Source organism: Vitiosangium sp. GDMCC 1.1324 (genome assembly GCF_003044305.1).
Classification (GTDB): domain Bacteria; phylum Myxococcota; class Myxococcia; order Myxococcales; family Myxococcaceae; genus Archangium.
Genome location: NZ_PZOX01000018.1, coordinates 210600 through 222570, shown reverse-complemented (window position 1 = coordinate 222570; position 11971 = coordinate 210600). Strand labels below are relative to the sequence as shown.

General features: G+C 66.9%; 11 protein-coding genes. 2 read left to right on the top strand and 9 right to left on the bottom strand.

Going from position 1 to position 11971, the window contains the following annotated elements:
* Nucleotides 1-7: 7 nt before the first annotated feature.
* Nucleotides 8-535 carry an ATP-dependent protease subunit HslV gene (gene hslV, locus DAT35_RS40285; protein WP_108074607.1) on the bottom strand — a complete coding sequence of 176 codons (528 nt, stop codon included), beginning with the start codon at nucleotides 533-535 and terminating at the stop codon, nucleotides 8-10.
* 398 nt (nucleotides 536-933) lie between these two features.
* Between hslV and DAT35_RS58460 the strand changes: the two genes are divergently transcribed.
* Nucleotides 934-1185, top strand: coding sequence for a hypothetical protein (locus tag DAT35_RS58460; protein ID WP_146210088.1), 252 nt, complete (start codon nucleotides 934-936; stop codon nucleotides 1183-1185).
* Nucleotides 1186-2029: 844 nt separating this feature from the next.
* Here the strand turns inward: DAT35_RS58460 and DAT35_RS58455 are convergent.
* From DAT35_RS58455 to trmFO, 4 genes are all read right to left on the bottom strand, one after another.
* Nucleotides 2030-2275 carry a hypothetical protein gene (locus tag DAT35_RS58455; protein WP_146210087.1) on the bottom strand — a complete coding sequence of 82 codons (246 nt, stop codon included), beginning with the start codon at nucleotides 2273-2275 and terminating at the stop codon, nucleotides 2030-2032.
* Between the two features lie 501 nt (nucleotides 2276-2776).
* Nucleotides 2777-3685 (bottom strand): tyrosine recombinase XerC, encoded by a 909-nt coding sequence (locus DAT35_RS40270; protein ID WP_108074604.1) that lies wholly within the window; start codon nucleotides 3683-3685, stop codon nucleotides 2777-2779.
* A gap of 43 nt (nucleotides 3686-3728) precedes the next feature.
* Nucleotides 3729-5330: a gliding motility protein gene (locus tag DAT35_RS40265; protein ID WP_108074603.1), complete on the bottom strand. Its 1602-nt coding sequence runs from the start codon at nucleotides 5328-5330 to the stop codon at nucleotides 3729-3731.
* Nucleotides 5327-6682, bottom strand: coding sequence for a methylenetetrahydrofolate--tRNA-(uracil(54)-C(5))-methyltransferase (FADH(2)-oxidizing) TrmFO (gene trmFO / locus DAT35_RS40260; protein WP_108074602.1), 1356 nt, complete (start codon nucleotides 6680-6682; stop codon nucleotides 5327-5329). The genes DAT35_RS40265 and trmFO overlap by 4 nt, the downstream gene beginning before the upstream one ends.
* A 256-nt stretch (nucleotides 6683-6938) precedes the next feature.
* Between trmFO and DAT35_RS40255 the strand changes: the two genes are divergently transcribed.
* Entirely contained in the window at nucleotides 6939-7325 is a 387-nt protein-coding gene (locus DAT35_RS40255; RefSeq protein WP_108074601.1) for a TraR/DksA C4-type zinc finger protein, read from the top strand.
* A 39-nt stretch (nucleotides 7326-7364) separates the two neighbouring features.
* Here the strand turns inward: DAT35_RS40255 and DAT35_RS40250 are convergent, their stop codons facing one another.
* The 4 genes from DAT35_RS40250 to topA form a co-directional block, all read right to left on the bottom strand.
* A complete protein-coding gene (locus DAT35_RS40250; RefSeq protein WP_108074600.1) occupies nucleotides 7365-7955 on the bottom strand; it encodes a biopolymer transporter ExbD in 591 nt (196 codons plus the stop codon).
* Nucleotides 7956-8477 (bottom strand): biopolymer transporter ExbD, encoded by a 522-nt coding sequence (locus DAT35_RS40245; RefSeq protein WP_108074599.1) that lies wholly within the window; start codon nucleotides 8475-8477, stop codon nucleotides 7956-7958.
* Nucleotides 8478-8496: 19 nt separating this feature from the next.
* Nucleotides 8497-9252, bottom strand: a complete 756-nt coding sequence (locus DAT35_RS40240; protein ID WP_108074598.1) for a MotA/TolQ/ExbB proton channel family protein — start codon at nucleotides 9250-9252, stop codon at nucleotides 8497-8499.
* 127 nt (nucleotides 9253-9379) lie between these two features.
* The gene (gene topA / locus DAT35_RS40235) at nucleotides 9380-11971 is read right to left on the bottom strand and encodes a type I DNA topoisomerase (protein WP_108074597.1); all 2592 of its coding nucleotides are present in this window, start codon (nucleotides 11969-11971) and stop codon (nucleotides 9380-9382) included.

Genomic DNA, 11971 nt, shown 5'->3' with positions numbered 1-11971 from the left:
TGTCCCCTCAGAGCTCTTCGATGGTGACGTTGGAGTTGGTGTAGATGCAGATGTCCGCGGCGATCTGCATGGCGTGGGTGGCCACTTCGCGGGCAGACAGTTGGGTGTGCGTCATGAGGGCGCGGGCGGCGGAGAGGGCGTAGGGACCGCCGCTGCCGACGGAGGCGATGCCGAAGTCGGGCTCGATGACGTCGCCGGCGCCGGAGAGGATGAAGGTCTTCTCGCGGTCGGCGACGATGAGGAGGGCCTCCAGGCGGCGGAGGAAGCGGTCGGTGCGCCAGTCCTTGCCGAGCTCGACACAGGCGCGGGCGAGGTTCTTCTGGTGCTCCTTGAGACGGGCCTCGAAGCGCTCGAAGAGGGTGAAGGCGTCGGCGGTGCTGCCCGCGAAGCCGGCGAGGACGGAGCCGTCACCGATGCGGCGGACCTTCTTCGCGGTGTTCTTCATGATGGTCTTGTCGAGACTGACCTGACCGTCGCCCGCGATGACGACCTTGCCCTCTCGGCGGACGCACAGGATGGTGGTGCCATGGAACATGGAGGGGGGTTTAACAAGGGGAAGCGGGGGTTTCCATGATTCACCGACCGGCTGTTCGCCCCCTCACCCTCCTCGGCGGGAGCGCTGCGCGGTGCGTCGTCGAGAGCGTCTTGGACGGGGCGATGCGCGCCCCCCCAGAGGGAGAACGGCGGCTGCTTGACAGAGACCATGGCCCGAGGCATTCGCGGCCGACTGATGTCAGTACCTGAGGTGGACGATCTTCTCGGTGACTTCCTGCTCCAGCTGGTCGAGGCCACGGGCGAGACCACGCTGGCTCAGCTGCCCTCCCCTGCTCCAGCTCAGCGCTGCGGGTATCCGCGCCTCGGATCCGCCACCGCCTCCGGCGGGTGTTGGCCCAGACCTCTGCCGGGTCCCAGCTTCGGAAGCAACTCCGTGCCATGGCCAAGGCCGTGCTGAACCTGGGCCTGCCGCCACCGCCCCCATCCTTGCCGACGAGCCTGTACCGGGGCGACCGCCTCAGCGCCACGTTGGTGCGCGATGCCGTCACCTGGATCCTCGCCCACGAGGATGGACTGCCGCGTACCGTCCCGGCCATCTCGTCCAGACTCCAGTATCTGTACTTCGGCGATGATCAACATCGCGTGAGCACGCCCAGGCGTCATTCAAGGATGACCTCCTGCACGGTCTGAACGGCCCTCGGCCCGCTCTCGACCTCCACCGTAACCTGGCCGCCCTGCGGGCCCACGGCGCCGACCTGAAGGCCATCGCCGAGGACCAGCAGGTGGCGATCTCCACGGCTCACCAGCGAGTCGGCACGACCGTGCGGTGCATCCGTCATCAGGCCCGGAGGCACTGCATCGAGCTGGACTCACTCCGACCCATGCTCACTCGCCCTTGGCGAGTAGCCCTCGCCTACGACCGGGTCCGCATCGACCTGGCCCGCGTGAAAGCAACGGGCCACACCCGCTCGGACCAAGCTGCAGGCTGACCCAAGCGAGCTGTGGACGTTCAGGCTTTGCTCCGGCTGCGGACAGACTCAATCCGGCAAAATGGGAGGACCTTCGTACGCTCCCGAGCTTTCGAATTCCGCCACCAACTTCCGGAATTCCTCAAAGCGAGACCAATCGCAGAAGTGCCGCCGGTGGAAATGAAGATAGTTGAATTCGTAAAGCGGAGACTGCCTGTCATCCGTCAAGAATTCAGTGTTGTACCTATCCTCTTTGATCTCATCCCCGCAAACGACGCAGAGTGGGGAGGCGACCTTCACCCGATTAATCCGCTCTTCACTTCTACGCAGCGCAAGCTCACGTAACGGGTGCGCCGAGAAACACTCGCCATGGAACGAACGACCAGACAAGGGGTAGAGCGGGTCTCGACGATTCCGCACAAAATGCGGCAGCGCGGCACCAGGCGCCCCATCGATTGGCTTGCCACAAATACCACATGGTGTCCCACGAACAAAAACCATCGTTTCCACCTACTGAGCGAAGAACTTCGTTACATTTCCAGGTTCAGATCTCGGCGGCACACCAGCTATCGGGTATCGTCCGAAGAATCTCCATTTCCCCTGGCATGATCGAAAGCCAGAACTGCCGCACTAACCTCACGAGGCGGAACTGCGCCTGACATGAAGATGTCGGGAACCGGCTGAACTGCCCTAATACCAGCGCGCTCAACAACCGTGAATTGCACGGTTGTTTCCTCACCATCACGCATGAAGATGACTTCGTACACGTGCGGCTGAACGTAGGTGATCGAGTAGATCTTGAAGTCGCTCATTTCCAGACGCCTCCGGCTACGTACTTGTCGAGCCAGCTTCCAGTCACGTTGTAGGTGCTACCTGGGAGTGGATCTCTGACGAGGAATCCTTGTCCCGCTGGCTCAATGACAACCATGTGCCCAGAACGAGCCCCGGGGGACCAGAGAACTGCGCCCATGGGCCCTCGCTGCGCAGCTGCAATCGCGTCAGCCCCGCTTCCGAAGTAGCCGCCCTGCCAAGAAGCACCAAGGCTCTGCGATAGAGCCTCCGGGCTCGACCATTCCCCAAGCTCAGCGAGAAACTGCGCCTCGGTCTGCGCAGAGGGGCGGGGTGGAGACGCGGATTGAGCAGTTGCTGGGAGTAAGAGACCTGAAGGGGCGTGGCAGCCACATCGAGACCTGCGATGTGGAGAGGGAGATGAAGGCCGCCCCGGCGCAAAGCCCGCGCTGTGGCGTCCGTAGCCGCCCGCCGCCCCTGCCCGCTCTCCTGGGAAGGTCCCAAGTCGCCCCGGAAAAGGGGAATCACGCCCTCGGGTGCGCGGCGTCGTAGACGGCCTGAAGCTGCTCCCAGCTCACGTGCGTATACCGCTGCGTGGTGGAGAGGCTCGCGTGACCCAGCAGTTCCTGGATGCTGCGGATGTCCGCACCTCCCCCGAGCAGGTGCGTCGCGAACGAGTGGCGCATCGCGTGCGGGCTCACCTTGCGCTGCAGCGCGCACTGCACCACGTAGGTGTCCAGGTGCCTCGCGATGCTTCGCGGCGTCAGCCGGCCCCCCCGGTAGTTGAGGAACACCGCCTCCGCGTCCTGCCCCTCGCGCGGCACCGCGAGCAGCTCGCCCCGCCGCGCCAGGTACGCCTCCAGCGCTCGGATGGCCTGCGCGTTCACCGGGCACAGGCGCTCCTTGCTGCCCTTGCCCATCACCCGGATGATCCGCCCGCTCCGGTCCACGTCCAGCAGGTTCAGCCCGCACAGCTCGCTGATACGCAGGCCTCCGCCGTAGAGAATCTCGAGAATCGCCTTGTCCCGCAGGCCCAGCACCGTCTTCTGCGACGGCATGTCGAGGATGGCGAACACCTCGTCCACGGGCAGCACCTTGGGCAGGCTCTTGGGCAGCTTGGGGCTCTTCACCAGCTTCGCCGGGCTGCCCGGCAGCAGCTTCTGCCGCACCAGGTACTTGTAGAAGCTCTTGATGCTCGCGAGCCGCCTCGAGCGGCTGGACGCAGCATGGTCCACCGCCAGCGTCCCCATGTAGCCACGGATCGCCGCGTGCGAGGCCGACAACAGCGTCAACTTCATCCGCTCGACCAGGTAGCGCTCGAAGTCCACCAGGTCGATCAGGTAGTTGCGCACGGTGTGCGGGCTGGCGCCCTTCTCGTCCTCGAGGTGGGCGCGGAACTTCTCCAGCAGCGGCGACAGCTCGGCGGTGCTCATGGGCGGCTCCAGCGTAGACGCAACCGGGCCGCCCGCAAGCTTCTCACGGCTGAGCGGGTGCCACGTACACGCCGGGGTTCGTTCCCTTCAGCACGTACACCGCCAGCGAGTCGTTCGGGCCCGCGAAGTACGCCGGCAGTTGCGCGCCCTGGTCGAGCGTCTTCCGCGCCTGCGTCTTCACGTCATAGACGGCCACGTCATACGTGTCCGAGTCCATCCGCGCCGAGGTGGCGAGAATCCGGTTGCCGTCCTCGGACAGCTTGTAGCTGTAGATGCCCTGCAGCCACGTCGCGGGCTGGGCGTCGGCGGTGGGAGGCAGCGGCAGCGCCTTGAAGTCACAGGCTCGGCCCTCGCGGATGCACCCGGCGCGGAAGACGAGCGCCGAGTTCTCCTTGGTGAAGCCATAGCCGAAGACGCCCGGCTGGGCCTTCTGCGCCTTCTCCGCGCCCACCTGGTACAGCATCAGGTCCACCGAGTAGATGGGCTTGAGGAAGCGCGAGAGGAAGGCCACGTACTTGCCGTCCGAGCCCCACGTGAAATTGGGCACGCGGCTGCCCACCAGCTTCGGCTCGCCGTCCGGCAGCGCCACCACGCCCATCAGCCCCGCGCCCGCTGGCTGGTCGTACTTCGCCAGGAAGGCCAGCGCCTGTGAGTCCGGTGAGAAGGCCAGGTCCTTCACGCGCTCGCCCACCTTGCGCCCCGGCTCGCCCGAGGCCGGGCCCACGTACAGGTCGCCCATCACCTCCGGCTTGCCCCCGTCGTTGCGCGCCAGCCACTTCGAGTCCGGCGAGAAGCCGAACACCGTCGTGCCCGAGGCCACCTTGCGCCCCTTCAGCTCGGGCAGTTCCGCCAGGTACAGGTCATACGTGCCCGGCACCGAGGGGTTGCGCACCTGGTACGCCACGCGCTTGGAGTCCGGAGACAGCACGTAGTCGCCCACCTGGTCCGCCAGCTTGAGCGGCTCGCCCGCCTTGCCCTGGGGCGCCTCCACCGGCACCGCCAGCAGCCCGCCGGCCGCCGCCAGCTTCCGTTTGAAGAAGAGCGTCACGCCGTCCGGGGAGAAGCCCGCCGTGGACACCTCGCCCGCCACCTGGCGGAAGGGCCCCGCCGGCAGCGGCCCGAGCTTCAGCACCCCACCGTCCACGAAGGCCAGCTTCGAGCCGTCCGGGCTCGGCAGGAAGTATGTCACCGACTCCCCGAGCTTCTGGGGCTCGGCGGTGGGCTCGTGCAGCGCCAGCACGTGCAGCGCGCCGGACTGGTTCGCCACGTTGTAGCCCGTGAGGAACAGCACGTGCTTGGAGTCCGGGGTGGTGAGCAGCCCCCCGGGATAGTTGGTCACCCCGTCGCCCAGCTTGCGCGGCACGCCGCCCGTCACCGGCACCACGTACAGCTCACCCAGCCGCATCTGGGGCGGAATCCCCTCGACGATCGGCTTGTGCGTCTTGCGCAGGAACGTGGCGAACTGCCCATCCTCGGTGACGCGCAGGTCTTCCGCCGGGCCCTCGGCCAGCATCGTCCCCACTCCGCCCACGACCGCACCGGCCCGGGCGCTCCCCTTCCCGCCACTCCCCTTCTCGTCACCGCGCTTGCACCCCACCAGCGCGAGCGCCATCAGCGCGCCGGCCACCACGGTTCTTCGGCTCATGCAGTCCCCTGGAGCTCCTGTGCGGGAGGAACGCTCGGCAGCCACGCGGCCAGGTCCGCCCGCGCCCGCTCCGCGTACTTCGTCCGCTTGTCCGCCTTCTTCACCCGCCCCGGCAGCGGCGGGAACAACCCGAAGATGACGTTCGAGGGCTGGTAGTCATGGTCCGGCGGATGCGCCTCGCCCGTCACGTGACGGTAGAGCGAGCCCAGCGCCGTGGTCGCCGGAGGCGGGACGAACTCGCGCCCCGTCAGCCGCGCGTGCACCGCCAGCGCCGTCAGGTAGCCGCACGCCGCCGACTCCACGTACCCCTCCACGCCCGTAATCTGTCCCGCGAAGAACAGGCGCGGCTCCGCCTTCAGCGACAAGTCCCTGCCCAGCAGCCGCGGCGAGTCGATGAAGGTGTTGCGGTGGATCTGCCCCATCCGCAGGAACTCGGCGTTGGCCAGGCCCGGGACGCACGTGGAGAAGATGCGCTTCTGCTCGCCCCAGGTGAGGCGCGTCTGGAAGCCCACCATGTTCCACGCCGTGCCCGCCCGGTCCTCCATGCGCAGTTGCACCACCGCATAGGGCTCCTCGCCCGTGCGCGGATCCTTCAACCCCACCGGCTTCATCGGCCCGAAGGCCAGCGTCTCCACGCCTCGATCGACCATCACTTCGATGGGCAGACACCCTTCGAAGTATCTGGGTTCCTCGAAGCTGTGCGGCTGCAGCTTCTGGCCCGCCTTCACCTCGGCGATGAACCGGTAGTACTCCTCCTGGTTCATCGGCAGGTTGATGTAGTCGTCTCCCCCGCCCTTGCCGTAGCGGCTCGCGCGGAAGGCAATCCCCATGTCGATGGAGTCCCCCGCCACGATGGGGGCAATCGAGTCATAGAAATAGAGCTTCTCTCCCACGTAGCGCTCGAGCTCCTTCGTCAGCGCGTCCGAGGTGAGCGGCCCGGTGGCCACCACCACCGTACCCTGGGGGAGCGTCTCCACCTCGCCCGCCACCACCTCCACGCCCGGCGCCCCGTGCACCGAGCGCGTCACCGCCGCCGAGAACGCCTCCCGGTCCACCGCCAGGGCATCCCCCGCCGGCACCCGGTGCGTGTCCGCGCACCCCAGAATCACCGACGACAGCGCCCGCAGCTCCGCGTGCAGCAGTCCGATGGCGCTCTCCGGGTTGTCCGAGCGCAACGAGTTGGAGCACACCAGCTCCGCGAATTGGTCCGTCTTGTGCGCGGGCGAGCGCCGGTGCGGCTTCATCTCCCGCAGCGTCACGGGCACCCCGCGCCGCGCCAGTTGCCAGGCGCACTCGCTGCCCGCCAGTCCACCGCCAATCACCGTCACCCGCTGAAGCTTCACGTCCTGCATCACTCTCTCCACGGCCCGTCCCTGGCCCGTCTGGCAACTGTTAGCAGGACCCCTTCGCCCTGTCCCACCCTTCCGCTCCTGGATGTCCACCCCTCGGACGCCGAGCCCCTGCTCGCTCGTCCCCTCCTCGGCCCTGCGACAAGTAGGGCCGGCAGAAACAGTTTCCCTACCTGACCGAGGCTCCTAGCTTTTGCCCGTTCCTCGCGCGGTAAGTGGGTCCGGGCGACGCAGTGCACCATAGATGGAGCGACAGGCCATGAGCCGAGCCGATGACCTTCTGAAGATTCGCAATCTCCTGCAGCGGCGCCGCCGGGACATCCTCAGCGCCAGTCAGGGGGCCCAACGGGAGCTGTCCTCGCTGAAGGATCAGGATCGGGATCCCGAGTACGAGGAGAACGCCCAGGCGGAACTGGCGGACTACACCCTCTCCAGTCTGATGGAGGCACAGCGGCGCGAGGTGATGCTCATCGATGCCGCGCTGCGTCGGATGGACACGGGCGTGTTCGGCACGTGCGTGGACTGCGGCTATGACATCCCCATCGAGCGGCTGGAGGCGCTGCCCTTCGCCATCCGGTGCGAGGAAGACGCGACCCGTCACGAGCTGGACGTGCGCGGCGGCCCGCAGGCCACGCCGACCATCTAGCGCGAGGGACCCGAGGGGCGCCCGGCAAGCCGGTGGCCCTTACTGCGCCTTCTCCTCGCCGGCCTGGAGGACCACGAACCGGTAGTTCTCCAGCTCGTTCTGGCCCGCGGTGTAGAGCACCGTGAGGAGCATGTCGTACGGGATACTCTTGTCCGCGATGACGGAGAGCTCCCCGTTGAAGGGGGCCGCCGGGTTGCGCTCGGCGATGTACTTCAACTTCTCCACTTCCTTCTTGAGCTGCGCGTCCAGGGGGAGCACCAGCCGGCCCTGGAGCGCCTCGGGAGGCAGCTGCCCGTTCTTCAGCCGCAGCACTTCCTTCTCCCCCACGAGGATGTTCTTGGGGGTGACGGTGACGGCCACGGTGTCCTTGGGCGTGGCGCGCGTGGAGGACACGGGCGGCCGCACGTCCTCGCTGGCCGTCAGCGCCGCCGAGGACGAGGCGAAGGACTTGAGCAGGAACACCAGGAGGATGGTCATCATGTCCATCATCGCGGTGATGTTCAGCTCCTTGATCTCCCCGGCCGCCTCGCGCTCCTTGCGCTTCTTGCGCGCCATCGCCTTGCGATAGCGCATGCGCTGCAGCCGCTCGTTGTCCGCTGGCAGTGGCGGAGTGCTCTCGCCCGTCGACATCTAGATGGCTCCGAGGGTGACGTCGGGGAAGAGCAGGCGGTGGGAGCGGTCCTGCGTCTCGCGGATGGAATCCATGGTCTGGATGAGGGCGTCGTAGGGGATCTCCGGATCCGCGGCGACGATGACCTTGGTCTCGGTGGGGAAGGCGGCCTTGATCTTCACCATCTGCGCGTTGAGGGCGGCGTAGTCATACGAGCCGTCCGCCTTGAGCGGGATGGTGGGAGCGCCGTCCTTGCCGAGGATGGCGTTCTCGCTGTTGACGAAGTGCCCCTTCTTGCTGATGAGCACGCTGAGCGTCAGCTGCGGCTTGTCCGGGTTCTCCTGGGGGGCCACCGTGGTGCTGGGGCCGCCGTAGCTGGGCGCGCTGACGTTGAGGATGCCGAAGGCCGCCAGCCCGTTGATGGACAGCAGCATGAAGAGGATGAGGTTCATGAGGATGTCGAGGTACGGGACGATGTTGAGCTCGCCCGTCTCCTCCTCCTCACGAGGCTTCAGCTTGCGCCGGGAGTAATAGAACGCCATGGCCCCTCCGGGCGCGGCCTCAGGCGGCCCGGGCCTCGTCGATCGTGGTCTCGCCCGCGGCCTTGCGCGCCAGCAGGTTCTCCAGCTTGAGCGCGTTGAGCTCCATGGTCTCCACCATGTTCTTGGCGTACGAGGTGAGGATCAGGTGGAAGACGATGCACAACACCGCGATGGAGAGCGCGAACGCGGTGTTGTTCATGGCCTTGGAGATACCATCCGACAGCAGGGCCTGCTTCTGCTCGGCGGGCACGTTGCCGAGCGCCTGGAACGTGCCGATCAGACCGAAGATGGTGCCGACGAGTCCCACCAGGGTGGCGATGTTGGCCAGCGACCACAGCCACGGGATGCGCGCACCCACGTGAGGGCTGTTCTCGACGAGCGCCTCTTCCACCGCCTTGGCCACTTCGATCTCCCCGCGGTTGGCGCGGGTGAGGCCGGCGCGGATGATCTTCGCGAGCGGCGAGTTGGGAGCGGCGGCGCACAGCTTCACGGCGCGGTCCACGTTGCCGGTCATCACCAGCTTCGTCACCTGCTCCATGAAGGGCGGGGCGTTGAGGTTGTAGCGGAACATGAGCGTGACGATCCGCTCCAGGGCCACCGCGAGCGCGGAGGCCAGCCAGAACAGATTGACGAACATGAACGGGCCGCCGTCCTTGAAGAACTTGATGACGGAGTCCACGACGCCGAGCTTGGCTGGCGCCGCCTTCACGGCCTCCGCTGCCGCCGGAGCCTGGGTCAGCACCACATCCAGCAGCTCGCTCACCATGGGAATCATCGCGAAGAGGGTCCTTTCGACGCCCGGGCCCGCCGCACAGGCAGGCACGGAACTTCTAGAGGACCCTCCTCGGAGGTGTCAAGCCAGGGGCAGGCCATGCCCCTGAAATCCTTGAACTTTCAGTCTCTCAAGCAGCCGAGGAGGCATTGGTGCCGTTGGCGGCGGCGGCGGCCTCCGGCTCGACGATCTGCCGGCGGTAGTCGCACTCCTTGTTGGGGCAGGCCACGAAGGGGCCGTCCCGCTTGGAGTACTTCTGCAGCAGGTAGGGCGACTGGCACTGCGGGCACGCCTCGGGCAGGGGCCGGTCCCACGCGGCGAACTTGCAGTCCGGGTAGCGGTTGCAGCCGAAGAAGATCTTCCCGCGTCCGCTGCGACGCTCGGTGAGGTAGCCCTGTTTGCAGTCCGGGCAGGACACGCCGATGGAGATGGGCTTGGACGTCTTGCACTCGGGGTAGCCGGAACACGCCAGGAAGCGGCCGAAGCGGCCCCGCTTCACCACCATGGGCTTGCCGCAGTTCTCACACTTCTCGTCGGTCGTCTCCTCCTCGATGATGACGATCTTCCCCTCGGCGTCGCGCTTGAAGTCCTTGGTGTTCTTGCACTCGGGGTAGTTCGAGCACGCGAGGAAGTGGCCCATCTTCCCCCACTTGATCACCATGACGTTGCCGCACTTCTCGCACGCCACGTCGGTCTTGATCTCCTCGCGCTTGACGTCGCGCATCTCCGCTTCGGCCTTCTCGAGCGTCTCCTTGAAGGGCCCGTAGAAGTCCTTGAGGACGGCCTTCCAGTTGGCCTCGCCCTCGGAGATCTGATCCAGCTTCTCCTCCATGGTGGCGGTGAAGGCGGCGTCCAGCTCGTGGGGGAAGTGTTTGACGAGCAGCTCGTTGCAGATGACGCCGAGGTCCGTGGGCCGGAAGCGGCCCTCCAGCTTCTCCACGTACTTCTTCTCCTGGATGGTGGAGAGGATGGCGGCGTAGGTGGAGGGACGGCCGATGCCCCGCTCCTCGAGCTCCTTGACGAGGGTGGCTTCCGAGAAGCGCGGCGGGGGCTGGGTGAAGTGCTGCTCGTCGAGCAGCTTCTGCAGCTTCAACACGTCCCCGTCGTTGAGCACGGGCAGCTCGCCCACGCCGTCCTCGTCGGTCTCCTCGCCGGCGGCGCGCGCCTTCTCCTGAGCGGCCTCCTCCTCGGGGGTGAGGCCGGCGCCGTAGACGGCCAGGTAGCCGGGGAACTTCAGCGTGGAGCCCGAGGCCCGGAAGGTGGCCCGGCCCGCGGTGATGTCCGCGCTCGTCTGGTCATACACGGCCGGCTTCGTCTGGCACGCCACGAAGCGGTTCCAGATGAGCTCGTAGAGGCGGAACATGTCCGCGGCCATGTCGTCGTTCATCGCGTCGAAGTGGTGCTTCACCTTCGAGGGCGGGTACTCGAGCGAGGTGGGACGGATGGCCTCGTGCGCGTCCTGGGCGCCCTTCTTGGTGCGGTACACCACCGGGGCCTCCGGCAGGTAGTCCGCGCCGTACGTCTGGCCGATGAAGTCGCGCACCGCCGCCACCGCCTGGTCCGACAGACGGGTGGAGTCCGTACGCATGTACGTGATGAGCGCCGTCTGGCCCTCCTCACCGAGCGGCACGCCCTCGTAGAGCCGCTGGGCGAGCGCCATGGTCTTCTTGGCGGTGAAGTGGAGCCGGTTGGCGGCCTCCTGCTGCAGCTTGGAGGTGATGAACGGAGCGGGGGCGTTGCGGCGCCGCTCGCGCTTGTCCACCTTGGACACCGCGAAGGACGCGCTCTTCAGCTCCTCCACCAGCGCCTGGGTGGTGTCCTTGTCCTTCAGGTCCACCTTCTTGCCGTCCACCCGGGCCAGCTTGGCCTTGAAGGGTGGAGGCCCGGAGGGGCCCTCGAGGATCGAGTCCAGCGTCCAGTACTCCTGGGGGACGAAGGCCTTGATCTCATCCTCGCGCTCGCAGACGAGGCGCACGGCCACGGACTGCACGCGGCCCGCGGACAGGCCCCGGCGTACCTTCTTCCAGAGCAGCGGAGAGATCTGATAGCCCACCAACCGGTCCAGGATGCGCCGCGTCTGCTGGGAGTCGTAGTTCTCCTGGCTGAGCTGGCGCGGGTGCGCGATGGCCTCCTGGATGGCCGGCTTGGTGATCTCGTTGAACATCACCCGGAAGGCGTTCTGGTGGCCCAGCTGCTGGTTGATGTGCCAGGCAATGGCCTCTCCCTCGCGGTCGGGGTCCGTCGCCAGGAAGACCTTGTCCACGCCCTGGGCGGCCTTCTTCAGCTCGCTGAGCACCTTCTCCTTGCCCTTGATGACCTCGTACTGGGGCTCGAAGTCGTGCTCGAGGTCCACGCCCATCTTGCTCTTGGGCAGGTCCAGGATGTGGCCCACCGAGGCCTTCACCGTGTAGCCGGTGCCCAGGTACTTCTTGATGGTCTTCGCCTTGGCGGGCGACTCGACCACCACGAGGTAGTGCGGCCCCTTGCCCCGCCTGGGGGACTCGGTGACCTCGCCGTCCTCGGCGGAGGCCTCCACGGTGGCCAGGGCCCCGTCCCCACCCTTGCGGCGCGAGGAGGCCTTCTTGGCGGCCGTCTTCTTGGCGGTCTTCTTCGCGGCGGTCTTCTTGCGCGCCGCCGGCTTCTTGGCTGCCTTCTTGGGGGTCGCCGTCTCCTCGACCTCCATCTCGCCCGCCGTTGCCGTCTTCTTCGTGCGCGTCGCCAT

Coding starts and splice junctions, on each gene's coding strand:
- hslV (WP_108074607.1), bottom strand. CDS start 535: ATGTTCCATGGCACCACCATCCTGTGCGTCCGCCGAGAGGGCAAGGTC.
- DAT35_RS58460 (WP_146210088.1), top strand. CDS start 934: ATGGCCAAGGCCGTGCTGAACCTGGGCCTGCCGCCACCGCCCCCATCC.
- DAT35_RS58455 (WP_146210087.1), bottom strand. CDS start 2,275: ATGAGCGACTTCAAGATCTACTCGATCACCTACGTTCAGCCGCACGTG.
- DAT35_RS40270 (WP_108074604.1), bottom strand. CDS start 3,685: ATGAGCACCGCCGAGCTGTCGCCGCTGCTGGAGAAGTTCCGCGCCCAC.
- DAT35_RS40265 (WP_108074603.1), bottom strand. CDS start 5,330: ATGAGCCGAAGAACCGTGGTGGCCGGCGCGCTGATGGCGCTCGCGCTG.
- trmFO (WP_108074602.1), bottom strand. CDS start 6,682: ATGCAGGACGTGAAGCTTCAGCGGGTGACGGTGATTGGCGGTGGACTG.
- DAT35_RS40255 (WP_108074601.1), top strand. CDS start 6,939: ATGAGCCGAGCCGATGACCTTCTGAAGATTCGCAATCTCCTGCAGCGG.
- DAT35_RS40250 (WP_108074600.1), bottom strand. CDS start 7,955: ATGTCGACGGGCGAGAGCACTCCGCCACTGCCAGCGGACAACGAGCGG.
- DAT35_RS40245 (WP_108074599.1), bottom strand. CDS start 8,477: ATGGCGTTCTATTACTCCCGGCGCAAGCTGAAGCCTCGTGAGGAGGAG.
- DAT35_RS40240 (WP_108074598.1), bottom strand. CDS start 9,252: ATGATTCCCATGGTGAGCGAGCTGCTGGATGTGGTGCTGACCCAGGCT.
- topA (WP_108074597.1), bottom strand. CDS start 11,971: ATGGCGACGCGCACGAAGAAGACGGCAACGGCGGGCGAGATGGAGGTC.